Source organism: Acinetobacter sp. GW821-FHT09D10, from assembly GCF_059416285.1.
Genome location: NZ_JBWKOW010000001.1, coordinates 86,470 through 109,482, shown reverse-complemented (window position 1 = coordinate 109,482; position 23,013 = coordinate 86,470). Strand labels below are relative to the sequence as shown.

Below are 23,013 nucleotides of genomic sequence, written 5' to 3'. Positions count from 1 at the left end.
TTGGCCACAACAAAAAACAATATGAAAGATCCCTATGGACTATCTAAGGCCAGCATTCCTATTTCTTATGCTCATTTATTATTAGAAATTATGGTAGACAAAGGGTTTTCAGCCCTTGAGATTTTGAAAAAAAGTAAAATTTCCTTAACGCTTTTAGATCAATTAGATGCCCGAATTACCCCTATGCAATGGTCTAAACAGGCATGGGAAAGCTTAATACTTTCAAAAGATTCAGGCTTGGGATATGAATATGGAATAAAACTGCGTTTAACTGCACATGGGTCAATGGGATATGCCTTAATGAGCAGCCGCAATTTACGACAGGCTATTGAGGTTTCAACACAATTTTTTAATATGCGATTAAAAGATTATGGGATGACTCTGCTAGACGATCATGACTTTTTTATTATTGAAATTAAAGAAACTCACCCTGTTGTCAGCAATCAACTCGTACAAGTAGAAATGCTGAGACGATTTTTTTACGAATGTTTGATGATTGGCGTGATTCAAGCTAGTCAATTTTTGATAGAGCATCATTTCGCTGATATTGAGTTATGGGTGGACTGGTCAGAACCTAGCTACCACAAAGCTTATCAACATTTATTGCCTACTATTCATTTTAATCAAACGACTAATCAAATTCGATATAAAAAACAGCTTCTAGACTTACCTATTAAAATGGCAGATCCAATTGCTTTCAAACAAGCTCTAGCACAATGTGAAGCTGAACAACTCCGCTTTTCCGAACAAATTAAAGATATATGCCTGACCGTAAAAGCAGAGTTAAACTTAAAACCCCAAGTGGGCTACCCCACTTTTGATGAAATTGCCAATCGCTTAAATATGTCTAGTCGGACACTGAGACGTCACTTAAACCAAGTCTGTTCTTCATACCTGCAACTGTTAGAAGAAGTACAACAAAAAGAGGCTGAAAACTTATTACTTAATAGTGATATGGAAATACAAGAGGTAGCTGTTTATCTGGGCTATATACAGCCGACTAATTTCACACGGGCATTTAAGAAATGGACTGGAATAACGCCAATCCAATTTCGAAAGAAATAGATATAAAAACTAAACTATCACAAACAAATGTGTGCATCTTGCTTTAAAGCATATGGATTGGTTGTTATTTTCTGACTTAATAATTCGCTCTACCCTGACTTTATGAAAGTTGTATTTATTAAAATATACAAAAGGCCTAAATCAGAACGATTTAAGCCTTTTTGTTTTTTAGGTATATAGCGTCGATTTAAGATAAAAATTCTTTAATCGTCTCTAGCATACTTGTAGTGGCACGACCAATTAACTGGTGCAGGTCTTTACTTTCACTATACAAGCCACCTTTAGATACGCCTTCATCTGAATCTGCCAAGATATTGGCAAAGCCTTCTGGTATACCCAATTGTACCAAAAGCGCTTTATATTCTTCTTCTGGTAAGTCTTGGTAAATGACTTCTTTTTTGCTGATTTCGCTTGCCCATTTTGCAACGTCATCAAGGGTATAGCTCGTATCACCTGCTAGTTCATAAACTTTATTTTCATGCCCTTCTTGAGTTAATACTACAGCGGCAGCAGTCGCATAATCTAAGCGTGAAGCAGAAGCAATTTTACCGTGATGCGTTGCCCCGAAAATTTTGCCATGCTCAACTGCTTGGGCAAGTCCCATCGCATAGTTTTCGCTGTACCAGTTATTACGTAATAATGTATGTGAAATATTCGATGTTTTTAAATATTGTTCAGTCTCTACATGTTCTTGTGCTAATAGAAGCGGTGATGTATCTGCGTTTAATAAACTCGTGTAAACAATAAATTTTACCTGTGCAAGTTTTGCCGCATTAATCACATTTTGGTGTTGTGCTGTACGTTGACCGATTTCATTTGACGAGATTAATAAAAGCTTATCAATACCAGCCAATTGAGCCGAAAGTTTATCTGCGTCTTGAACATAATCAAAAGCGCGAACTTCGATCCCTTTTGAGCTTAAATCTGATGCTTTTTCTGGATTGCGAACTAATGCCACAATATTTTTTGCCTCAGTACGTTCGAGTAATTGAGAAATAACCAATTGGCCGAGTTGACCTGATGCACCAGTAACTGCAATACGCATGATGATCTCCATCTGATGTAGTTGATATCTTTCAATCATCGTAGTACCTTAACTTACTAAAAGTAAGTACTTACCTAAAAGTAAGTTTAGAAACAAATGTAAAGTTTTGTTATTAAGGTGGTGCGCGATGAAAGGATACGTTTTTTCAGCAGATTGTCCCTCTCGGAAAATTTTGCTAACACTCACTAGTCGTTGGAGTGTCTTGATTTTAGTAGCACTTCGAGATCAACGTCTGCGCTTTAATGAGTTAAAAAAACTAATTGATGGCATTAGTGAAAAGATGTTGGCACAAACCTTAAAAACACTTGAGCAAGATGGTTTTATCGTGCGTCAGGATTATGCAGAAATACCGCCTCGCGTAGATTATCAATTAACAGACTTTGGACGAGAGGCTTCCGAACGACTTTTTGATTTGACGACTTGGCTTGAAAATAATTTATCCAAATTATTAGAAAATCAGCCGAGTGCAGACATCGTTCAAAATTGACTCGGGAAATAAAAGTATTATCGTATATTAAACATTCAAACTGGTTTCACTCACCACTTTATGTTAGTATTATTTTAGTAGTTACTATTAAGTTTATTAATTCGATATGAGTAAAAATAGCAATCTTGAAGTCTGCCCAATCGCTAGAAGTCTTTCTGTTCTAGGTGATGCGTGGAGTATGTTGATTTTACGTGATGCTCATGCGGGTTTTACACGTTTTGATCAGTTTCGTAAGAGCTTAGGTATTGCACCAACCATGCTAACTAAACGGTTATCTGTTTTAGTGGAGGAAGGCTTACTCGAAAAAAGACAATACTCCGAACATCCGCCGCGTGAGGAATACCTATTAACTCAAGCCGGTAAAGATTTTTTACCTGCTTTATTTGTGATTGGCGCATGGGGCCGAAAATATAAACCTTATGACCAGCCCGAAAAAATGGTGACTTTTCTTGACGCAGAACAAGGCACTGAGATTAAACCGATTGTGATTGATCAAATAACGGGTGCCGAGATTGGTACTCGCCCTATTCGCCAAAAAAGCGAATAATATTTTAAATAAAAAGCACTCAATTGGAGTGCTTTTTATTGTGCCTATTTAAAGTAAATCAGCTATTTTGCTCGGCTACGTTGGGTTGCATAAGTTCCCCAACCATTACGTAAAACAGATTTAATAAATGCCCATAAACCACTTTCATAAGGTTTTGGCTCTCTACCTTGACCTATGCGTTTTAATTGTTGGGTGTACCAAAGTACTTCCATAACGCCTAGACTATCAACCTTCTTAATGCCTGTTTTGATGGGATGCACCGACTGAAGACCATTTTTGCCCGCTAGCAAATATTTAGGTACATCAGGTTCAATTGCCATAATTCTTGCAATCCCAATGACATCACACGCTTGAGACTGTAAAGCTTGATTCATACCTTCTACGGTCCGAAAACCACCTGTGACCATCAGCGGTGTTTTTACGAGTGTTCTTACTTTTTCTGCGAAATCAATAAAGAAAGCTTCACGTGCAATAGTCGAAGCTTTTTGTGGCGCTTTAGCTACTCCTGATTCATAGGTACCACCCGATATTTCAATGAGATCGATCCCTGCATCTGCTAAAGCCTGAATGGTTTCTAAAGAGTCTTGCTCAGTAAAACCACCTTTTTGAAAGTCTGCCGAGTTAAGCTTAATCGCAATTGGAAACTCTTTACCGACTTGTTTTCGAATTTCTGTATAAACTTCCATTAAAAAACGACGGCGTTTTTCAGGCGTACCGCCCCACTCATCGTTTCTTAAATTATGCAAAGGCGACAAGAACTGGTTAATGAGATAACCATGTGCAGCGTGAATCTCGACGCCACTAAATCCAGCCTTTTGACATATGGCAGCACTACGACCAAAACGCTGAATAATATCTATAATCTCTGCATCTGTGGCTTCCTCAGGCGTCGCAAATAAAGATTGCATTTCTGGCCCGAACGGCACTGCCGATGCAGAAATATTACGTACATTTAATCCTTTCGTTGATTGTTTTCCCGGATGATTTAACTGTGCCCACAATTGAGAACCTTGATCGGTCACGGATTTTGCCCATTTTTGTAAAATCGCAAAATCACGCTCATCCTCAACAACAACATTCCCAGCCTCACCCAAGGCACGTCGGTCAATCATAATGTTGCCACTGATGATCATCCCAATTCCTGATGCAGCCCAACGCTGATATAACCGAACATGTTTTTCGGTTGGATTATTTGTATAGGTAGCTAAGGTTTCACTGGTTGAAGCCTTCGCTAGTCGGTTTGGAATGCTGAAGCCATTTGGCAACGTTAAAGGCTGATTCAAAAGATTGGTTTTTAATTGCAGTTGAGTCATGGTCTTATCTCACACAGTTAAAGATGGTTTTGAATGAGGTTGAATAAAGTCCACTAAACTTTGAAACCACATCACATCCACAAAATTCCCAATAATGACAAGGTCTTGTGTTTTAAGTGCCGTTAAAAACGTATTCACGCTGTCTTTAGCAGACAATACGGCGAACCCTTTGCTACCTGTTTTAAATGTAAAAATAAAACTGGGTGACTTGGTTAGTCCTGAGTAAGAGTTAATCTTGCCGTTTTTCACTTCGAAATAGCGCCCTTCACCACTTGCAGTTTGAATCTGAAAGATGACATTTTTATCTTTCACATACGCTGCACATTTCGGATTCTTTTTTACCGCACGCTGCATGAGCTTGGTGAGCATCCACAGCAATAATTTAAATTTCATCATTTTTGTCTTCTTGATTCATCAAATTGACTAGATCAAACTCATGTATCTATTCATCTAAAAACTGTATTGCATGCTTTACAAAGCGTTCAGGGTACTGAAATTGGGCGCCATGTCCTGCATCTGGATAGATAAATAGCTGCGCGTTTGGGATGTTGAGTGCCATGTGATATGAATTGATGGTCGGAATCATCACATCATCTACACCATTTAAAATGAAAGTAGGTTGTTTAATCTCACGTAAATGCTCAAATGGATCTTGCTCATCAAGTTGAGGTAAAAAATGCATATTGGCTTCGATCTGTGCCTGCATGACTTCAACTGAACTTGCCTGATCTTGGTTCTTACGCTCATGTCGACGTTGCCAAAATTCATGACCCGCTTGAATAGCAGCTTCAGAGCGACCAAAAAATAAAAAGAGAAAGTCTTCTTCAGACGGCACAGCAGTTGTGGCATGTTTCAATACCAACGTAGCCACTTCTGGGTCATCACCGCGTGGTTTACCGCCTCTTGGTCCTGTACCTAAAAGCATCAGCTTTCTGACGAGTTCAGGATGACGGCGTACTAAATCTTGTGCCTGAAACCCGCCGAGTGAAAAGCCTAACAGGTCAACTTGTTTTAAGCCTAAAGCACGAATGACTGCTGCCGTGTCGTCTGCCATATCTTCAATGCGAGTACGGGGCTGGCCTGTAGATGAAGCAATACCTCGACCATTCAACAAAATGACTTCACGCCCTTCTGCCAAACCATTTGTAATGATTGGGTCCCAATTGTCTAACCCGCCTCGGAAATGCTGGAGAAAAAATAACGGTGGTTGCTCTGTATTTGCATTCCCCCATCGACGGTAGGCAAAATTTGCTCCATCTACTTCAATGAATTGGGTCTCTGCTGTTTGGTGAGTAATAGTAGTCATTATCTTTATCCTAAATTTAAGTTTCTGATTAAGCTAATTTTTATTTAGCTAAAAACGTGAGAGATTGTTTTACGAAATCATCATGAAACTGAAATATTCCCCCATGACCTGCATCTGGATAGATGACGAGTGAGCTATTCGGTAAACGCTTTGCTAAATCGTAAGTATTTACTGTTGGCACCATTCGGTCATGATCACCATTGGCAACCAATACAGGTTGTTGAATTACAGAAAGGTCAGCAGACTCTTTATTTCCCCATTTTTTGAGTGCTTTAAGTTGGGCACGATAGGCTGACATGGTGATTTCTTTATCACGGTTTTCGGTACGTTCATTAATACGTTGAATAAACTGTTTTGCCGCAGCTTTACCATTTTCTGTACGTGTGAAGAAAAGATAAACCTTAGGGTCTTGACGAGTAACCATTCCACGGACTAAATCCCAATTAGAAATTCGCCCTACGGTACTAATTCCTGTACCGCCCGCAGGGCCAGTTCCAGATAAAATCATTTTTCGAATCAAATTCGGCTGTTTTAGTGCAATCTCTTGTGAAATCATGCCGCCCATCGAGAAGCCAAATAAATCAACTTGCTTAAATCCTTTTGCTTGAATGAAAGCAATCGCATCATCTGCCATCTGCTCAATCGACTGGGCTGGTTTACCTGTAGAAGCGCCGACACCACGATTATCAAACACCACCACATGATGTTTAGCTGCAATTCCATCAATCATTCGTGGGTCCCAGTTATCTAGAACTGCTGCCAAGTGATTTAAGAAAATGACAGGTGTTCCACCGTTTTGTTGACCGTATTCTCGGTAAGCGAAGTTAACGCCACCAGCACTAATAAATTGAGTGGGTACATCCTTCCAATTTGTATCTTGCTGAGCGTTTTGCCCTGCTTGCGGATTGTTAATAGCACTTGATGACACTTTATGTGCCTGAATAGATGGTTCATTAAAAGAAACCGATGGCACAACCTCAGCCTGAGTTAAGGGAGCACTAAAAATAGATACCGCCGTCAAACTCATAGCAACTGTATTTAATAAAAACTTCATTTCTCTGATCCTCAAATTTAATTCATTGATCTGATTTATCTGTTTTTTATGAGTGATCTTTCAAAGGGAGAAAAGATAAAAAACAGAGTAAGTATCGATTTAATACCAACTATACATAGGTAAAATTAGATTGTCACTATCTTTTTAGTAGTAACTATTTTATTTTTAGATTATGATGAAAAAATCAAGCCGGAATTCATTCGTTCAGGCGACAAAGTTTAAGTAAGGAACATGATATGACCAGCAAAGTAGTTCTCATTACAGGCGCATCTTCGGGTATTGGGTTGGCGACGGCAGAGCTTTTACAGGAAGCAGGATTTATTGTTTATGGCACAAGTCGACAAGCAAAAAATCCCTCTAAGCATAAATTTCATCTTATTGAGTTAGATGTAAATCAAGAAGACTCAGTTGCTCAAGCCATTGAAAAAGTAATAGCAAACGAAGGCCGAATTGATGTCTTAGTTAACAATGCAGGGTTTGCAATATCGCCTGCTGGTGCCGAAGAAAGCTCAATGCAACAAGCACAGGCTATTTTTGATACCAACTTCTTCGGCGCTGTTCGAATGACACGTTCAGTAATTCCACATATGCGTGAAAACCGTTCAGGACTGATCTTAAATGTCAGTTCAATTCTTGGACTTGTGCCTATGCCTTTTAGCGCACTTTATTCTGCGTCAAAACATGCGCTTGAAGGTTATTCTGAATCTTTAGACCATGAATTAAGGTCTCAGGGCATTCGTGTATCTCTTATTGAACCCGCTTATACCAAGACTTCTTTAGGAATGAATTTACTTGAAGCCGACAATAAAGTTGCTTTTTATGATGAAGCCCGCAAAAAGTTACATCGACAAATGATTAATTCAATTAATAAGTCGGATGACCCTAGTTTGGTTGCCAATACAATTTTAGATGTGATTCAAAGTCAACATGTCGTACCTCGCTACACAGCAGGTAAAACTGCAAAAAACTTAAAAGCGTTAAGACGATTTGCACCAGCAAAGATCTTTGACAAATTAATTCAGCGCAGCTTAAAAGTTTAGAGCAAACTTAAGCTTATAAAACATTAAAAACAAATTTCAAAAAATAGAGGTTTAAAATGAAAGCAGCCTACATAAGCCGTTATGGCAAGATTGATGATGTACAAATCAATGAACAACCCAAACCATCTCTAACCGAAGATGCTGTCCTTGTTAAGGTACAGGCAGCAAGTATTAACCCTCTCGACTTAAGAGTTTTAGAAGGTGAATTTAAAGCAATTTTGCCAGTACCATTTCCTTTTATTTTAGGCAATGATTTTGCAGGCACAGTGGTAGAAGTTGGATCGAACGTTACCCAGTTTAAAGCTGGAGACGAAGTGTATGCAAAGACCGATCTGAACGGCGCTTTTGCCGAATATACGGTTGTTCAGCAGTCTTCGCTGGCGCTTAAACCGCAAAATATTTCGATGGAACAGGCAGCAGCTCTACCTTTAGTTGCCTTAACTTCATGGCAAGCACTAGTTGAAATTGCAAAAGTGAAAGCTGGACAAAAAGTACTGATTCACGCAGGTTCAGGCGGTGTGGGTTCAATTGCAATTCAACTTGCCAAGTCATTAGGTGCTATTGTTGCAACCACAACCAGTGGCAAAAACACTCGTTGGGTTAGAGAGTTGGGTGCCGACATCATTGTTGACTATAAAACAACGGACTTTGAGCAAGAGCTTAAAGACTATGACGTGGTTTTAGATACACAAGGTGGGAAAACCTTAGAGAAATCCCTCAATGTACTTAAACGTGGTGGGCGTCTTATTAGTATTTCAGGTCCACCCGACCAAGCTTTTGCAGAAGCAATTAATCCGAACTGGTTTCTAAAATGTGTTATCCCGCTTTTAAGCTGGTCAATTCGACATAAAGCAAAAAAACGTGGCATTACTTATTCATTTTTATTTATGCAACCGAGTGGTCCACAGCTCTCAAAAATTTCCGAATTGGTCGAAGCTGGAAAGATTAAACCCGTAGTTGACCAAACCTATGACTTTGCTCAAATTAAAGAAGCACTTCAATATGTAAATACGGGCCGATCAAAAGGTAAAGTTGTTTTAAATAATATTGCTGAACTTTGAGCATTTATTTAAATAAAAAACACTACGAATGGTCAAATCATTAAAGATCTTAATGACTCGACCATTCGTAGTAGCTTTATAAAATTAAAGAGCTAAATGATTCATCCGCTCTAACTCACGGATTAAACCTGAGTGATCAAGTTCGCCGTCACCAGCGACCACCATATTTTGAAAGAGCTGATTGACCAATTCAGCAATAGGCAAATTCAACTCTAGTGATTTGGCATAGCTAATGGCGGTATGAATATCTTTATGCTGGGTTTTAGCTGTTCCACCGGGTTTAAAATTACGCGTTAAGATACGTTCACCATGTTGCTGCAAAATCGGAGAGTCTGCAAAACCGCCTGTTAATGCCTGTTTGAGTTTTACAGGGTCAGCTCCAGCCTTACTCGCAAGTAATAAACCCTCACTTACCGTTGCAATGGTAGTGGCAACAATCATTTGATTGACCAGTTTAGCAAGTTCGCCACAGCCAGCGTCACCGACTAAAATTGGTCTGCCCATCGCTCTTAAAATATTTTCAGCCTGTTTGAAGGTAGAAAGCTCTCCACCCACCATAATTGCCAAACTTGCATTTTGAGCGCCTTTTTCTCCGCCAGAGACCGGAGCATCTAAATAGCGAAGTGATCGCTCTTTGCACTTTTCACTTTGTGTTTTTGCAACTTCAACCGGTATCGAACTCATAACAATCACGGTGCTTTCTGGTTTTAGCTGCGAGACTGCACCGTGTTCTTTAAACAAAATGTCATCACATGTTTTTCCGTCGCTGAGCATACAAATTAAAAACTCGACATCTTTTCCGACTTGCTCAATTTCACTGCAAACCTGTGCACCAGCGTCTTTTAAAATATCTGCTTTAGATGGAGTTCTATTCCAGACCTTGAGTTGATGGCCTGCTTTTAATAAGTTCATGGCCATTGGCATTCCCATAATGCCTGTACCAACAAATCCGATGGTCGCCATTATTTCATCTCCGTCGCAGTTCGAACTTTGAATTGCTGTTGCTCTGCTTTTAAGCTATTTGATTTTAACTTTGCCAATAGCAACAACCCTAAACCACCCATGGCAACAAATCCTGCAATTACAAGAAATGCTACTGTGTAGGTTCCAGTGGTTGTATATAAATATCCAGTTAAATATGGGCCAGTAAAACCACTTAAGTTACCGACAGAGTTAATTAACCCAATCCCGGCTGCGGCACCAACGCCTGTTAAAGTTTGCCCAGGAATGGTCCAGAAAATATTAATTGCACTAAACACGCCAATCGCAAGCAGAATAAAACCTACAATAATTGCCCAAGGTTGGTTCACAATTAAGGCAATCGCAATTGCTGAAGCAGCCATGAGTGCAGCACAAGCGCCATGTTTATAACGCTCTTGTTTACGGTCAGAACGACGGCTCCATAAAACCATGCCGACTGCCGCGAAAGCATATGGAATTGCAGTGAGTAAACCATTTTGAATGAGGCTGATTTCCATACCAAAGGTGTTACGGAATGACTCTAAAACACTTGGTAAGAAGAAGAACATTGCATTTGAACCTGAAGTAATTCCAAAATAAACAACTGCCATAATCCAAACCAATGGATTTTTAAATACTTGCTTAATCATTTCACCCTTGGTTAAAGCCACTTCTGTAGATTGTTCTTTTTCTCTTTCTTCACGCTCTAACGTAGTCATGAGCCATTGACGCTGTTCAGCCGTTAACCACTGAGCTTCTTTAGGGTTGTTGGTTAAATATTTTAAGCAGACTAAGCCTAAAATTATTGAAGGAATACCCTCCAAAATATACATTAAGCGCCAGCCTTCATAGCCAATGGTATTGCCCCATTGCATAAGACCAACTGAAATTGGGGCACCAATAATTTGTGCAATTGGCAATCCAAGATAGAACGTTGCGAAAACACGGGCACGATATTTTGCAGGAAACCATAAGGTTAAATAAAAGATAACACCCGGAAAGAAACCCGCTTCGGCAATTCCAAGTAAAAACCGTAAAACAATAAACTGAGTACCACTATGAATGAAACCCATAAGCCCGGCAATGATGCCCCAAGTAATCATGATTCGGGCAATCCAGATCCGTGCCCCAAAGCGATGAAGTAAAACATTACTCGGTACTTCAGCAATAAAATAACCAAGGAAAAATACGCCCGCACCTAAACCAAAAATGGTTTGAGTAATTCCAATCGCATCATTCATGTGTAGCGCAGCAAAACCAATATTGGTTCTGTCTAGAAATGCCACAATGAATAAAATAATGAGAAACGGGATAATTCGACTCGAAACACGCTTAATTGTCTGCTCTTCGAGAGCAGTTACATTCTTGATATCTTCCATAATAACTCTCACATCAACTGGCGATCACTGCCATTAATTTTGGGTATCTTCTATATGTGCCTGAATGACGCTTTCAAAATTTTTATCCGCTTGGAAACCTAAAGATTCTGCATATTCAGCCTTCACCTGAACGGGCCAACTTTTAACAATACGTTGAATGGTTTGGTCTTCTTGCCATTGCACTAAATCGGTTGCTTGTTTGCCTGCAACTTTTTCAAGCGCCTCAAGCATTTCTTTAACCGTAACGGTTAATCCCGGTAAAGGAATAATTCGATTGTCTTGAAGTACATCTGTCGAAATGGTTGCGGCCTTAATCATTGACTCAACACAGCGCCGTGGTGAAGTCACAAAAACTGGGGTATCTGACGGTACTGGGCAAATTGCCGTTTCGCCTTTTAACGGTTCACGAATAATTGAGCTAAAAAATGTAGATGCGGCTTTATTCGGTTTACCGGGACGAACCACAATGGTTGGTAGTCTTAAAATACGGCCATCAATAAAGCCTTTTCTTGAATAATCTGAGACGAGTAATTCTCCTACTGCTTTTTGCATGCCGTAAGAAGACTTTGGCGTAACAACTGTCTCGTCTGTCACAACTTCTGGTAATTGACCACCAAATACAGCACAGCCACTGGCAAAAATGACTCGAGGTCGTGTCTGCTTTTTTCTTAATTCTTCTAATAAATTTAAAAGTCCATAAAGGTTAACATCCATTCCTAAGTCAAAATCAGCTTCTGCCGCTGAACTGACTACGGCAGCCAAATGCCAAACTACATCAATATTTTCTGTAATATTTGCTACAGTAGTTTTATCGGTAATATCACCCACAATGACTTCAATTTTCGGGTCTTGCGGCAAGTCATCACCAGCAAATGCATCAAACAGAATAATTTTATTGATGGGCTTTGGCTGCTGTTCATCTAAAGCCAAGCTGCCGATTTTTAGAATCTCTTTGGCTATTTGTTTTCCAATAAAACCAGTACCACCAGTGATTAGCACATTCATACAGGGATCCTTTCCTAATTTTTATTCACTTAAAAATTTTTTAATCATCGTGAATTAAACGATAAGGAGTCCAAGCAATAATTTCCAATGAATAATTTCTAAATATTGATAACTTTTTAATATCAGTTTTATATGGTTATAACTCAACAATAACTTGCTATTTTTTCTTATTTTTTAATTAAAAAGCCCCAAATATTTTCATGTTTTGGGGCCTATCATTTTACTTACGTTTGGCGTTCTTTAATAAAATGTCGATAAAGGCCGAGGCAATGTCAGAAACTGGCTCATCTTTACGTGTCAAAATTCCATAATCTTGCGCATCTAAAATCAAATCAGTTTCTAAAATCTGTAATTGGCCTTCTTTCACCTGATCAATCACCATCGCTTCTGGCAACATTCCGACCATAGGCGCACCTTTTAAGATCTGTAAAAAAGTCTGCATAGACATGGTGTTCACCGTATTTAAAGGTATTTTTACTTTTGCCCGCGCAAATGCACCTTCCATACGTTCTCGAATTGGCGTGCCTTTGGGATAGAGGACCCATGGCCAATTTAATAATTCTTCTAGGGTACAAAATTTTTTCTGAGCGCATGGATGGGCACTATTCACAACAATACAAAATGGCTCTGGCCCTAAGGGCTGAAAATTGAAAAACTGGCTTTGAGTGACATCGGTAAAGCGGCCTATGGCTAAATCTAAAGTATGTTCGCTTAACATTTCCATTAAATGGTCACTGGTCTGTTCAACCACATCGATAGAAAGTAGCGGCCATTTTTTCTTAATTTCAATAATTGAGTTTGGAATGACCACTGCGGTTGCTGCAAAGATGCCTCCTACCTTTAAGAACCCATGACCGCCCAAGCGCAAAATTTCAATGTCTTCAACAAAATGCTTTGCATCATTTAAAACGCGCTGCGCATAGCGGATAACATGCTCTCCCAAAGCAGTGACTGGCATATTTCGGGGTAAGCGTTCAAAAACCTGAAAACCTAGCAGGCTTTCAATTTCTTTTAGCATTTTACTCACCGCAGGTTGACTTAAGTTCATCTGCTCGGCAGCCAAATGCATGTTATTGGTTCGTGCTAAAGTTTCAAGAAGAACCAAATGTTTGAATTTCAACCAATTATTTAAGCTTGAGTAAGTCAAATCCGCCATTTATAAAAATCCTTTTCGATAACTATTCGTTATTAATAATTAAATTATTACGATTGGTGTTTATTAAATAAGAAACATATCATGATTTCAAATAAAAGAAGGATGCTTTAAATGAACTTTACCTTAAATTCCCAGAACTCATTACCAGATGACGCTACCCAAGGATGTCTAATTGGCCGTGCATGGATTCCAAATCAAATTTCAGGTCCATCTCCGATTCTTTTAAAAGACAATCAGGTTTTTGATATTTCAGAAAAGTTTCATACGATTTCCCAGTTGCTTGAAAGTTCAGATCCTTTAAAAGCTTTATCTGAAATTGAAGGAAGATTAGTTGGCTCAATTGATGAGTTATTTGCAAATACGGTGTCTGAACCAGAGAAAAACAAAGCATATTTTTTAGCCCCTATTGATTTACAAGTGATTAAAGCGGCTGGCGTAACCTTTGCGGCAAGCATGTTAGAACGCGTGATTGAAGAACAAGCAGGTGGCGATGCACAAAAAGCTCAATCCATCCGTGAAGTTGTACAAAATGTGATTGGCGATAATTTAAAAACAATTGAACCCGGCTCAGAAAAAGCCCTTCAACTCAAAGAATATTTAATTGAACAAAAAATGTGGTCTCAATACCTTGAAGTAGGTATTGGCACAGATGCAGAAATTTTTACTAAAGCCCCTGTTTTAGCAGCCGTGGGAACTGGTCAAAATATTGGTATTCACCCTAAATCTGAGTGGAATAACCCAGAGCCAGAAGTGGTATTAGTTGCAAATAGTCACGGTAAAATTTTAGGTGCTACGTTAGGCAATGACGTTAATTTACGGGACTTTGAAGGTCGTAGTGCTTTGCTCTTAAGTAAAGCAAAAGATAACAATGCGTCTTGTGCAATTGGCCCTTTTATTCGTCTTTTCGACCATACCTTTAGTTTAAATGACATCCGTGCTTGTGATGTTGAATTGCAAATTGAAGGTACAGATAACTTTGTGCTCAATGGCATTAGCTCTATGTCACAAATCAGCCGCGACCCTGAAGATTTAATCCAGCAAACACTCAATGAAAATCACCAATATCCAGATGGTTTTGTGTTGTTCCTAGGCACTTTATTTGCCCCTACTCAAGATCGGGAACAAGCTGGCGCGGGCTTTACCCATAAGGTCGGCGATGTCGTCCGTATTCATTCGCCTAAACTCGGCACTCTATACAACACGGTCATGACCAGCGACAAAGCGACGCCGTGGAATTTTGGAATAAATGCATTGATGCGTAATTTGAAGCAACGCGAATTATTGTAATTTTCACGTATTATTGGTCAGTTGAATCGTAAGATTCATCTCGTGAAAAAAATTAAATTTCAAAAAGTATGAGTGAAAGGATCTAAAAATGAATGATCAAGATAAACGGATTTTTTTACGCAGCCAAGAATGGTTTGATGATCCTACACATGCTGACATGACAGCACTTTACGTTGAACGTTATATGAATTATGGGTTGACCCGTGCCGAGCTACAGTCGGGTCGCCCTATTATTGGCATTGCACAGACCGGTAGTGATTTAACTCCCTGTAACCGTCATCACAAAGAACTAGCTGAACGTGTGAAAGCAGGTATTCGTGATGCTGGTGGTATTCCGATGGAATTTCCGGTTCACCCAATTGCAGAACAGTCGCGCCGTCCGACTGCTGCACTCGACCGGAACTTAGCTTATTTAGGTTTAGTTGAAATATTACATGGCTATCCACTTGATGGTGTGGTGCTAACAACGGGCTGTGATAAAACCACACCAGCTTGTTTAATGGCAGCCGCGACTACAGATTTACCTGCCATTGTTTTATCCGGTGGTCCAATGCTAGATGGCCATTTCAAAGGCGAGTTAATTGGCTCAGGTACAGTGCTCTGGCATGCAAGAAATTTACTTGCCACTGGTGAAATTGACTATGAAGGCTTCATGGAAATGACGACTTCGGCATCACCTTCGGTTGGGCATTGCAACACCATGGGTACAGCACTTTCAATGAATGCCTTAGCTGAAGCGTTGGGCATGTCTTTACCTACATGTGCAAGCATTCCTGCACCGTATCGCGAACGTGGGCAAATGGCCTATATGACAGGAAAAAGAATTTGCGAAATGGTCTTAGAAGATTTACGTCCCTCTAAAATCATGACCAAACAATCATTTGAAAATGCCATTGCGGTAGCGTCTGCTCTAGGTGCATCTAGCAACTGTCCTCCTCATTTAATTGCAATTGCCCGCCATATGGGCATTGAGTTGAGTTTAGAAGACTGGCAACGCGTTGGAGAAAAGATTCCTTTAATTGTAAACTGTATGCCTGCGGGTAAATATTTAGGTGAAGGCTTTCACCGCGCTGGTGGTGTTCCTGCGGTTATGCATGAGTTGCAAAAATCTGGTGTTTTACATGAAGACTGTGCATCGGTCAGCGGTAAAACAATGGGTGAAATTGCTAAAAATGCAAAAACCTCAAACTCAGATGTCATCTTTCCATATGAACAGCCACTTAAACACGGCGCAGGCTTTATTGTGCTCAGTGGTAATTTCTTTGACAGCGCCATTATGAAAATGTCTGTGGTTGGCGAAGCATTTAAGAAAACCTATTTATCTGACCCAAATAGTGAAAATAGCTTTGAAGCAAGAGCGATTGTTTTTGAAGGCCCTGAAGACTACCACGCACGAATCAATGACCCTGCTCTGGAAATTGACGAGCACTGTATTTTGGTCATTCGAGGTGCTGGAACAGTGGGTTATCCGGGCAGTGCAGAAGTTGTCAATATGGCTCCCCCCGCAGAATTGATTAAAAAAGGAATTGACTCACTGCCTTGCTTGGGAGATGGCCGTCAAAGTGGAACATCTGCCAGCCCTTCTATTTTAAACATGTCACCAGAAGCGGCCGTAGGCGGTGGAATTGCGTTATTAAAAACCAATGATCGATTGCGCATTGATCTGAACAATCGCTCCGTCAATGTGCTTATTTCTGATGAAGAGCTAGAAAAACGCCGTCAGGAATGGCAGCCAACAGTCTCTGTATCTCAAACACCTTGGCAAGAAATGTATCGCAACATGGTCGGCCAACTATCTACTGGCGGTTGCTTAGAACCCGCGACTTTATATATGCGTGTGGTCAACCAAAATAATCTGCCACGACATTCTCATTAATCTCAGGATATTTATTATGGTCATTGGACACAACTTTATTGGCGGTTCACGCAGCGCGCAAAGTGCAAACTTATTAAAAAGTGTGAATGCAACAACTGGCGAAGCTTTGCCTTTTGAATTCCATCATGCAACCGAGCAAGAGGTCAATCAGGCCTGTGAAGCAGCAAGTAAAGCCTTTAAAACTTACCGTCACACTTCACCTGAACAGCGTGCTACCTTTTTAGAAAACATTGCTGATGAGCTCGATGCTTTGGGAACAGATTTTCTAGAAATCGTCTCACAAGAAACTGCCTTGCCACTTGCACGCTTGCAAGGCGAGCGTGGCCGTACCAGTGGACAAATGCGTTTGTTTGCCAAAGTGTTGCGTCGTGGTGACTTCTTAGGGGCGCGTATTGATACCGCTTTGCCTGAGCGTCAGCCTTTACCACGCCCAGACCTACGCCAGATTAAAATTGGTGTTGGCCCCGTTGCAGTATTTGGTGCCAGTAACTTTCCACTCGCTTTTTCAACTGCAGGTGGCGATACCGCCTCTGCACTAGCAGCGGGTTGTTCGGTTGTAGTGAAAGCGCATAGCGGCCACATGGCGACAGCAGATTTTGTGGCTCAGGCAATTGAACGTGCTGTCGAAAAATCAAATATGCCTAAAGGTGTATTTAACATGATTTATGGCAATGGCGTGGGCGGACCTTTAGTTAAGCATCCCCTAATTCAGGCAGTGGGTTTCACCGGTTCACTTCGAGGTGGTCGCGCTTTATGTGACATGGCAGCAGCCCGCCCACAACCGATTCCGGTGTTTGCTGAAATGAGCAGTATTAACCCAATGCTGATGTTACCCGAAGCATTAAAAAGCCGAGGGGACAAAATTGCACAGGACTTGGCAGATTCAGTCGTTCTGGGCTGCGGTCAGTTCTGTACCAATCCGGGTTTAATCTTGGGAATTAAATCAGTCGAATTTAGCCAACTCATTACTAACCTAACCAACATTATGGGCAGCAAACCTGCACAAACCATGCTGAATGCTGGCACCTTAACAAGCTATGCGGCAGGTCTTGAACATTTAACCCAGCATCAAGGCATTGAACACTTAGCAGGTCAAATCCAGCAAGGCAATCAGGCTCAGCCTCAACTGTTTAAAGCTGATGTTGAGCTTTTACTAGCAGGTGATCAGCTTTTACAAGAAGAAATCTTTGGGCCAACGACTGTCATCATTGAGGTTGAAGATAAAGCCCAACTCCTTCAAGCCCTGCAAAGTATGAATGGTCAGCTAACGGCGACTTTAATTGCCGATGAAGCAGATTTAACCGAGTTTGCAGATGTGGTTCCGGTGCTCGAAGAAAAGGCTGGTCGTTTGCTTTTAAATGGTTATCCAACAGGTGTTGAGGTGTGCGATGCCATGGTACATGGCGGGCCATATCCAGCAACTTCAGATGCGAGAGGAACTTCGGTTGGAACCTTGGCAATTGACCGTTACTTACGTCCAGTGTGTTATCAGAACTACCCGCAAAGTTTATTACCTGAAGCTTTAAAAGACAGTAACCCGTTGCAAATATTAAGACTGGTTAATGGTGAGATGACCAGAGATACCCTATAAATTTAATCGAAATTTATAGGGTATCTACTGTAATTTCCTGCCATTTAAAAGAATAAAAGTCCTTCTTCGGGCTTTTATTCTTCCTTAAGTTTTTATTCACATTTATAACTATTTACCTGATTAACATTACCTGCAATATAAGTAATTTTCTTCGGATATAAACAAACAGATAAACTGCGATTTGGGCATACGGTCGGCCTAATTCCGTGAATTTATTCAGAGCTGCAATTCTCGCATGCATCTCATTTACCTGACTTGAAAAATGCTTTGCTGATAATTTATCTCCTAATAATTTAATACAGTACATTTTAGTCTCAACCAAACTTCTATGATGATAACCCGACTATTTCTTCCAACTAGCCAGCCAGATCGTCTAAATGATCCAAAAAATCCGCAGCAGTAAGAAATAGACTTAAATACGTATAAAAAAAACCTCAATGAGATATTGAGGTTTTTTATACATTTGCGATAGTTTTATCAGTTCTGCTGATCTTTTTGCCGCTGTATATCTTTCTGATCTTTCACGTTTTGTTGCCGCTGTTGATTTGGTATATGGTGTTGGTATTGCTGGTTTTGTTGCTGTTGTTGATCCTGTTGGTTTTGCTCGAATTGCTGTTCTTGCAGTTTATTTTGGCGATCTTGATCAATCTCTTGTTGCCGGTGTTGATCACTTTTTTGATTAGCCATATTAATTTCATCCATTCTTTAATATGATTCATTTTTAAATTCACATACTTATCATTATAAAGCTACCTACTTCATGTGACATTTTCTTTCATTGTAAATTTTATGATTGAAGATAAAAATATATGATTAATAAAGATGCAGTTATTTGAATTTCCTAAAAATATAAATTACATTGACTACTTGATCAAACAAATTTTATTTTAGATTCATAGATTAAAATGCTTTTCTTTCATCCCAACCCCAATAAAAAATACTCAAGTAACCTCTCCCGTTCATCTGGTTTGCTTGGGTCTAAAAGCTGAACCATTGCTCCATCAATCACAAACAAAAACATGTGCGCATCGGGTTTTGAGGCATTTGGATTGGACGTTAAAAGCAGATTATAAATTTCCTTGATCAACCAGTTTCGAGAGTCAATGACGACCTGATACGCCTTTGGATGTGTTTTCGCAATTTCAAAAATAGCTTTAAACGGCAAATGATAAAGCCCTTCTAAATCGGCATGTAAAAAGTATATTTTCCTAAGTTTTTCAACTAGCGTTAAGTCTTTTTGAACATAAATAATTGAAAGTACTTCTTCTTTTAAACCATCTTTTTGAAAGGTCAGACTCATTTCGATAAGACGTTCTTTTGAGTGAAAATAATTATAAAACGTGGCTTTCGGGATTTTTGCCGACTCAATAATTCGGTCTACCCCGACATTGTGAAAGCCGTCTTTATTAAAAAGATATCTTGCAGAATGAAGCACGCTTAAAGCACGAAATGGAAGATTTGAATGTGGCATAGTTTTACCGTTATAAAATAAATTTTTGTTGTATATAAATGAGATATAAAATCCGCTGCCTTTTCTTGGGAGAAAAAAAGGCATAGCAAAGCCGTAAAGACTGTGCTTGGCACATCTCAAGTTTTATTGTTGATGCAAGTTTTTTAGTCGTGACGATTTAAAGCCTGATAAGCCTAGAGGCGATCAAACTGTTTTAAAAGTTTAAGTTGTGTCGTTATAGACTTTGGCAAAGAATGCCAAGAAATGATGAATGTGCAAAGCCAACTCCTTTTTATTGGGAGTTCTGCCAGATATTAAAATTATGGTGGCAGAACGAGCAAGGGTTCGCAGACTGATAGTAAAGAATCAGCACACCCAAAGGTGTCCCTCACTCGTCCTACCGCAACAAGCGAGGGACGATCGATACACATAAGAATACTCCTCAGAAGGAATAATCTGATGCACTTTACTAAACGGTCTGCGACGACCGACTGGCAATGTAGGCCAGCACGCAAATGGTAATCTTCAATATTTAAGGTGTCAATGTGAAATTGGCTAGAAATTATTTAATTAATTATTGTTTTTCATTAAATTACATATTTAAGGAATATCTTAAATGTAAGCTTAACAATATAAAATAAATCTATAATCTTTTTAAAATTCTGAGCTTATTGGCGTGTTCCTAAATTTCACCTCCTCTACAAAACATTTCTTGCACTCTAGCTATTTTTATGTATGATTGAGTAATCACTCAATTAATATATTTGTATATGGCTCGTCCCCGTAGTGAAGATAAACGTAATGCGATTTTAAGTGCTGCAATAGAAACATTGGCAGAGCTTGGAGAGCGTGCGTCTACCTCAAAAATTGCTAAAGTTGCTGGCGTGGCAGAAGGCACTTTATTTACCTATTTTAGTAATAAAGAAGAACTGCTTAATCAGTTATATCTTTCGCTAAAGGCCGAGCTCCGTCAGGTCATGATGAATGGTTACCCTACCCAATCAGACCTGCAAGCACAAATGTCGCACATTTGGCAAAGCTATTTGGACTGGAGTTTAGAAGCTCCCCTTAAACGAAAAGTCATGGCACAGCTTTCGACCTCAGAACAAATTACTGAGCAAAGCAAACAAATTGGCATGCAAACCTTTTGTGACCTGACCCAAAACATTCAAGAATGTATTAATGACGGAAAATTAAGAGATTATCCACCCTTATTTATTGCATCAATTTTAGGTGCGCTTGCCGAAGTTGCACTCAATTTTATTGCCCAAGACCCTTCTCAAGCAGAGCGTTATCGCAAATCTGGTTTTGAAGCATTTTGGCATGCGGTTTCAATTTAAATAAAAGGTAAGGACCCACGGCGTCCTTATTTTTGAAAGAGTTAATGAGTGAGTAAATACTCATTTTATAGATATTAATAAGTACTTCTCAGGTTCTTATTTGCAAATACAGGTTTGTTCCACTAAAGGAAAAACAAGATGACTATTTCAAACACAACAGACTTGCCTTCTCCCTTAATGCCGTCACAACAGCAAAATGGCAAATTTAGAAATACACGCCCAAACCAACACAAACCATCTTTTGGTAAAACACTTCAGTTGATGTGGAAGTTTCTATTTAATAAACCGAAAGACACTGTGCCCAACCGAGACATTCCCGTTTTAAGTTTGTCAAAAGAACAACTTTTGAGTGCGCCTGACCGCTCCCTATTTCGTCTTGGGCACTCGACCATATTGTTAAAATTGCGAAATGAGTTTTGGTTAACTGACCCTGTTTTTTCAGAACGTGCCTCGCCTTTTCAGTGGATTGGGCCAAAACGTTTTCACCAACCACCCATTAACATTGCCGACTTACCGCCCATCAAAGGCGTGATTTTGTCGCATAACCACTACGACCATCTCGACTACCATGCAGTCATGCAGCTTAAAGATAAAGTCGAGCATTTCTTAACACCGCTTGGTGTGGGTGACACCCTCATTAAATGGGGAGTTCCAGCAGAAAAAGTTCAACAACTTGACTGGTGGGACACGACGCATGTGGATGGTCTTGAACTGGTTGCGACCCCTGCCCATCACTTCTCTGGTCGTGGTATGGGTGATAGTAATGAAACGCTTTGGGCATCTTGGGTGATTATTGATAATGATCTACGCGTGTTTTTTAGCGGCGATACCGGATATTTCGATGGTTTTAAAGAGATTGGACATCGTTATGGCCCCTTCGATCTGACCATGCTAGAAACCGGAGCTTATGACCCTGAATGGCCCGATGTTCACATGCAACCCGAACAAACGTTGCAAGCGCATCTCGATTTAAAAGGACGTCATTTATTGCCCGTGCATAACGGAACTTTTGACTTGGCGCTCCATGCTTGGGACGACCCGTTTGAACGAATTGTCGCTTTGGCTAAACAAAATGAGTTAGCGATTAGTACGCCTCAAATGGGTGAAGTATTAAACTTAAACGAGCCAAAAGTTGAAAATTATTGGTGGCGTTCGTAAGTTTTTTTAACGATTTTTAAATTAATTCTCCCTATTATCCTTTCATTAAAGGTATTTAAATTCAAATATATAAGTACCAGTCTTCTTATCGACGCTGCCCACCAATAAAACTAGGACTAACTTTGTCTTAGTTTTATTATTGACTTAAAACACAGACTACATTAGTCTGTGTTTGTAATTGATCAATTATGAAATTAAATGGCTTATATCACTAGTAGCGTCGAGTATGCGATTCACTGTCTTCTTTTTCTTGTGAACAATGAAGATAAACCATTGAGTAGTAAGGATCTTGCCGAATTACAAGGAGTCTCTCCGAGTTTTATGGCTAAGATTTTTCCTAAACTTGAAAAGGCAGGCCTTGTTGTTGCACAAGAAGGTGTTCGTGGTGGGTATTTACTGGCCAAACCGGCTCACGAAATCAGCTTTTTAGATATTGTGAATGCAATCGAAGGTGAAAAACCGCTTTTCGAGTGCCAAGAAGTCCGTGGGAAATGTGCTGTCTTTAATCATGCCCCACCAGATTGGGCAACCAGTGGTGTGTGTGCAGTGCATGCTGTCATGCTACAGGCCGAAAAAGCCATGCGAGATGCATTAGGTGCTCATACACTTGGCGATATTGCAGACCGTTTTGGCCGTTATGCACCCGACGTATTTTTTAGTGATGTAAATGGCTGGATCAATGAACGCATTGAAGGAAGAACAGCAAAAATGCGAAAAAGTAAAATATCACGGGATATGCCCGACTAATAAGCTTGTAGGGCCTCAAACCCTAGAGTAACAACACCCCTAACCCTTTTTTAAACGCCTTCTCAGATTTTTCGGACAATCAGAGAAAGGATTCGCTCACCCAAAATTTTGTGATGAGCTGGAATGTATTGTCCGAAAACCTATCA

General features: G+C 39.9%; 22 protein-coding genes and 1 pseudogene. 11 read left to right on the top strand and 12 right to left on the bottom strand.

Annotated elements, in window-relative coordinates; all coding sequences use genetic code 11:
* Positions 1 to 21: 21 nt before the first annotated feature.
* A complete protein-coding gene (locus AC07M3_RS00515; RefSeq protein ID WP_494566185.1) occupies positions 22 to 1,065 on the top strand; it encodes an AraC family transcriptional regulator in 1,044 nt (347 codons plus the stop codon).
* A 187-nt stretch (positions 1,066 to 1,252) separates the two neighbouring features.
* Here AC07M3_RS00515 and AC07M3_RS00510 read toward each other — a convergent pair whose 3' ends face one another.
* Entirely contained in the window at positions 1,253 to 2,110 is an 858-nt protein-coding gene (locus AC07M3_RS00510) for an SDR family oxidoreductase (RefSeq protein ID WP_494566184.1), read from the bottom strand.
* Positions 2,111 to 2,237: 127 nt separating this feature from the next.
* Between AC07M3_RS00510 and AC07M3_RS00505 the strand changes: the two genes are divergently transcribed.
* Positions 2,238 to 2,597, top strand: coding sequence for a winged helix-turn-helix transcriptional regulator (locus AC07M3_RS00505; RefSeq protein WP_092705997.1), 360 nt, complete (start codon positions 2,238 to 2,240; stop codon positions 2,595 to 2,597).
* Between the two features lie 106 nt (positions 2,598 to 2,703).
* Entirely contained in the window at positions 2,704 to 3,144 is a 441-nt protein-coding gene (locus AC07M3_RS00500; RefSeq protein ID WP_199991265.1) for a winged helix-turn-helix transcriptional regulator, read from the top strand.
* Between the two features lie 62 nt (positions 3,145 to 3,206).
* Here the strand turns inward: AC07M3_RS00500 and AC07M3_RS00495 are convergent, their stop codons facing one another.
* Genes AC07M3_RS00495 through AC07M3_RS00480 form a run of 4 tightly spaced genes read right to left on the bottom strand, consistent with a single transcriptional unit; the run spans position 3,207 to position 6,817 of the window.
* Positions 3,207 to 4,457 (bottom strand): NADH:flavin oxidoreductase/NADH oxidase family protein, encoded by a 1,251-nt coding sequence (locus AC07M3_RS00495; RefSeq protein WP_494566183.1) that lies wholly within the window; start codon positions 4,455 to 4,457, stop codon positions 3,207 to 3,209.
* 9 nt (positions 4,458 to 4,466) lie between these two features.
* A complete protein-coding gene (locus AC07M3_RS00490; RefSeq protein ID WP_494566182.1) occupies positions 4,467 to 4,853 on the bottom strand; it encodes a helicase in 387 nt (128 codons plus the stop codon).
* Between the two features lie 46 nt (positions 4,854 to 4,899).
* Entirely contained in the window at positions 4,900 to 5,763 is an 864-nt protein-coding gene (locus tag AC07M3_RS00485; RefSeq protein ID WP_494566181.1) for an alpha/beta fold hydrolase, read from the bottom strand.
* A 40-nt stretch (positions 5,764 to 5,803) separates the two neighbouring features.
* Positions 5,804 to 6,817: an alpha/beta fold hydrolase gene (locus tag AC07M3_RS00480; protein ID WP_494566180.1), complete on the bottom strand. Its 1,014-nt coding sequence runs from the start codon at positions 6,815 to 6,817 to the stop codon at positions 5,804 to 5,806.
* A gap of 236 nt (positions 6,818 to 7,053) precedes the next feature.
* On the opposite strand from AC07M3_RS00480, the gene AC07M3_RS00475 reads away from it, so the two are divergent.
* Both AC07M3_RS00475 and AC07M3_RS00470 read left to right on the top strand, forming a co-directional pair.
* The gene (locus tag AC07M3_RS00475) at positions 7,054 to 7,857 is read left to right on the top strand and encodes an oxidoreductase (protein ID WP_494566179.1); all 804 of its coding nucleotides are present in this window, start codon (positions 7,054 to 7,056) and stop codon (positions 7,855 to 7,857) included.
* Positions 7,858 to 7,913: 56 nt separating this feature from the next.
* Positions 7,914 to 8,918, top strand: coding sequence for an NADP-dependent oxidoreductase (locus AC07M3_RS00470; RefSeq protein ID WP_494566178.1), 1,005 nt, complete (start codon positions 7,914 to 7,916; stop codon positions 8,916 to 8,918).
* Positions 8,919 to 9,002: 84 nt separating this feature from the next.
* On the opposite strand, the gene AC07M3_RS00465 is transcribed toward AC07M3_RS00470, so the two are convergent.
* The 4 genes from AC07M3_RS00465 to AC07M3_RS00450 all read right to left on the bottom strand — a co-directional run bounded on the left by AC07M3_RS00465 (position 9,003) and on the right by AC07M3_RS00450 (position 13,418).
* Positions 9,003 to 9,881, bottom strand: coding sequence for an NAD(P)-dependent oxidoreductase (locus AC07M3_RS00465; protein WP_092706014.1), 879 nt, complete (start codon positions 9,879 to 9,881; stop codon positions 9,003 to 9,005).
* Positions 9,881 to 11,257, bottom strand: coding sequence for an MFS transporter (locus tag AC07M3_RS00460; protein WP_494566177.1), 1,377 nt, complete (start codon positions 11,255 to 11,257; stop codon positions 9,881 to 9,883). The genes AC07M3_RS00465 and AC07M3_RS00460 overlap by 1 nt, the downstream gene beginning before the upstream one ends.
* A gap of 33 nt (positions 11,258 to 11,290) precedes the next feature.
* Positions 11,291 to 12,262 (bottom strand): D-erythronate dehydrogenase, encoded by a 972-nt coding sequence (gene denD, locus AC07M3_RS00455; protein WP_092706018.1) that lies wholly within the window; start codon positions 12,260 to 12,262, stop codon positions 11,291 to 11,293.
* 220 nt (positions 12,263 to 12,482) lie between these two features.
* On the bottom strand, positions 12,483 to 13,418 hold the full coding sequence (locus AC07M3_RS00450; protein ID WP_309948813.1) for a LysR family transcriptional regulator: 936 nt from the start codon (positions 13,416 to 13,418) through the stop codon (positions 12,483 to 12,485).
* 111 nt (positions 13,419 to 13,529) lie between these two features.
* Here AC07M3_RS00450 and AC07M3_RS00445 point away from each other — a divergent pair, with 111 nt between their 5' ends.
* The 3 genes from AC07M3_RS00445 to AC07M3_RS00435 all read left to right on the top strand — a co-directional run bounded on the left by AC07M3_RS00445 (position 13,530) and on the right by AC07M3_RS00435 (position 18,172).
* The gene (locus AC07M3_RS00445; RefSeq protein ID WP_494566176.1) at positions 13,530 to 14,705 is read left to right on the top strand and encodes a fumarylacetoacetate hydrolase family protein; all 1,176 of its coding nucleotides are present in this window, start codon (positions 13,530 to 13,532) and stop codon (positions 14,703 to 14,705) included.
* 88 nt (positions 14,706 to 14,793) lie between these two features.
* A complete protein-coding gene (locus AC07M3_RS00440; protein WP_494566175.1) occupies positions 14,794 to 16,581 on the top strand; it encodes an IlvD/Edd family dehydratase in 1,788 nt (595 codons plus the stop codon).
* 16 nt (positions 16,582 to 16,597) lie between these two features.
* Complete coding sequence (locus AC07M3_RS00435; protein WP_092706026.1) at positions 16,598 to 18,172, top strand: aldehyde dehydrogenase (NADP(+)); 1,575 nt, start codon at positions 16,598 to 16,600, stop codon at positions 18,170 to 18,172.
* A gap of 178 nt (positions 18,173 to 18,350) precedes the next feature.
* Here AC07M3_RS00435 and AC07M3_RS00430 read toward each other — a convergent pair.
* From AC07M3_RS00430 to AC07M3_RS00420, 3 genes and pseudogenes are all read right to left on the bottom strand, one after another.
* Positions 18,351 to 18,515, bottom strand: a pseudogene (locus tag AC07M3_RS00430) (IS5/IS1182 family transposase); the annotation flags it as partial.
* Positions 18,516 to 18,649: 134 nt separating this feature from the next.
* The gene (locus AC07M3_RS00425; RefSeq protein ID WP_133745915.1) at positions 18,650 to 18,859 is read right to left on the bottom strand and encodes a hypothetical protein; all 210 of its coding nucleotides are present in this window, start codon (positions 18,857 to 18,859) and stop codon (positions 18,650 to 18,652) included.
* 229 nt (positions 18,860 to 19,088) lie between these two features.
* Positions 19,089 to 19,643 carry a TetR/AcrR family transcriptional regulator gene (locus tag AC07M3_RS00420; protein ID WP_494566174.1) on the bottom strand — a complete coding sequence of 185 codons (555 nt, stop codon included), beginning with the start codon at positions 19,641 to 19,643 and terminating at the stop codon, positions 19,089 to 19,091.
* Between the two features lie 749 nt (positions 19,644 to 20,392).
* On the opposite strand from AC07M3_RS00420, the gene AC07M3_RS00415 reads away from it, so the two are divergent.
* From AC07M3_RS00415 to AC07M3_RS00405, 3 genes are all read left to right on the top strand, one after another.
* Positions 20,393 to 20,962 (top strand): TetR/AcrR family transcriptional regulator, encoded by a 570-nt coding sequence (locus AC07M3_RS00415; protein WP_092706030.1) that lies wholly within the window; start codon positions 20,393 to 20,395, stop codon positions 20,960 to 20,962.
* 138 nt (positions 20,963 to 21,100) lie between these two features.
* A complete protein-coding gene (locus tag AC07M3_RS00410) occupies positions 21,101 to 22,120 on the top strand; it encodes an MBL fold metallo-hydrolase (RefSeq protein ID WP_494566173.1) in 1,020 nt (339 codons plus the stop codon).
* A gap of 198 nt (positions 22,121 to 22,318) precedes the next feature.
* Positions 22,319 to 22,867, top strand: a complete 549-nt coding sequence (locus tag AC07M3_RS00405) for an RrF2 family transcriptional regulator (protein ID WP_494566172.1) — start codon at positions 22,319 to 22,321, stop codon at positions 22,865 to 22,867.
* Positions 22,868 to 23,013: the final 146 nt, after the last annotated feature.

Coding starts and splice junctions, on each gene's coding strand:
- AC07M3_RS00515 (WP_494566185.1), top strand. CDS start 22: ATGAAAGATCCCTATGGACTATCTAAGGCCAGCATTCCTATTTCTTAT.
- AC07M3_RS00510 (WP_494566184.1), bottom strand. CDS start 2,110: ATGCGTATTGCAGTTACTGGTGCATCAGGTCAACTCGGCCAATTGGTT.
- AC07M3_RS00505 (WP_092705997.1), top strand. CDS start 2,238: ATGAAAGGATACGTTTTTTCAGCAGATTGTCCCTCTCGGAAAATTTTG.
- AC07M3_RS00500 (WP_199991265.1), top strand. CDS start 2,704: ATGAGTAAAAATAGCAATCTTGAAGTCTGCCCAATCGCTAGAAGTCTT.
- AC07M3_RS00495 (WP_494566183.1), bottom strand. CDS start 4,457: ATGACTCAACTGCAATTAAAAACCAATCTTTTGAATCAGCCTTTAACG.
- AC07M3_RS00490 (WP_494566182.1), bottom strand. CDS start 4,853: ATGATGAAATTTAAATTATTGCTGTGGATGCTCACCAAGCTCATGCAG.
- AC07M3_RS00485 (WP_494566181.1), bottom strand. CDS start 5,763: ATGACTACTATTACTCACCAAACAGCAGAGACCCAATTCATTGAAGTA.
- AC07M3_RS00480 (WP_494566180.1), bottom strand. CDS start 6,817: ATGAAGTTTTTATTAAATACAGTTGCTATGAGTTTGACGGCGGTATCT.
- AC07M3_RS00475 (WP_494566179.1), top strand. CDS start 7,054: ATGACCAGCAAAGTAGTTCTCATTACAGGCGCATCTTCGGGTATTGGG.
- AC07M3_RS00470 (WP_494566178.1), top strand. CDS start 7,914: ATGAAAGCAGCCTACATAAGCCGTTATGGCAAGATTGATGATGTACAA.
- AC07M3_RS00465 (WP_092706014.1), bottom strand. CDS start 9,881: ATGGCGACCATCGGATTTGTTGGTACAGGCATTATGGGAATGCCAATG.
- AC07M3_RS00460 (WP_494566177.1), bottom strand. CDS start 11,257: ATGGAAGATATCAAGAATGTAACTGCTCTCGAAGAGCAGACAATTAAG.
- denD (WP_092706018.1), bottom strand. CDS start 12,262: ATGAATGTGCTAATCACTGGTGGTACTGGTTTTATTGGAAAACAAATA.
- AC07M3_RS00450 (WP_309948813.1), bottom strand. CDS start 13,418: ATGGCGGATTTGACTTACTCAAGCTTAAATAATTGGTTGAAATTCAAA.
- AC07M3_RS00445 (WP_494566176.1), top strand. CDS start 13,530: ATGAACTTTACCTTAAATTCCCAGAACTCATTACCAGATGACGCTACC.
- AC07M3_RS00440 (WP_494566175.1), top strand. CDS start 14,794: ATGAATGATCAAGATAAACGGATTTTTTTACGCAGCCAAGAATGGTTT.
- AC07M3_RS00435 (WP_092706026.1), top strand. CDS start 16,598: ATGGTCATTGGACACAACTTTATTGGCGGTTCACGCAGCGCGCAAAGT.
- AC07M3_RS00425 (WP_133745915.1), bottom strand. CDS start 18,859: ATGGCTAATCAAAAAAGTGATCAACACCGGCAACAAGAGATTGATCAA.
- AC07M3_RS00420 (WP_494566174.1), bottom strand. CDS start 19,643: ATGCCACATTCAAATCTTCCATTTCGTGCTTTAAGCGTGCTTCATTCT.
- AC07M3_RS00415 (WP_092706030.1), top strand. CDS start 20,393: ATGGCTCGTCCCCGTAGTGAAGATAAACGTAATGCGATTTTAAGTGCT.
- AC07M3_RS00410 (WP_494566173.1), top strand. CDS start 21,101: ATGACTATTTCAAACACAACAGACTTGCCTTCTCCCTTAATGCCGTCA.
- AC07M3_RS00405 (WP_494566172.1), top strand. CDS start 22,319: ATGGCTTATATCACTAGTAGCGTCGAGTATGCGATTCACTGTCTTCTT.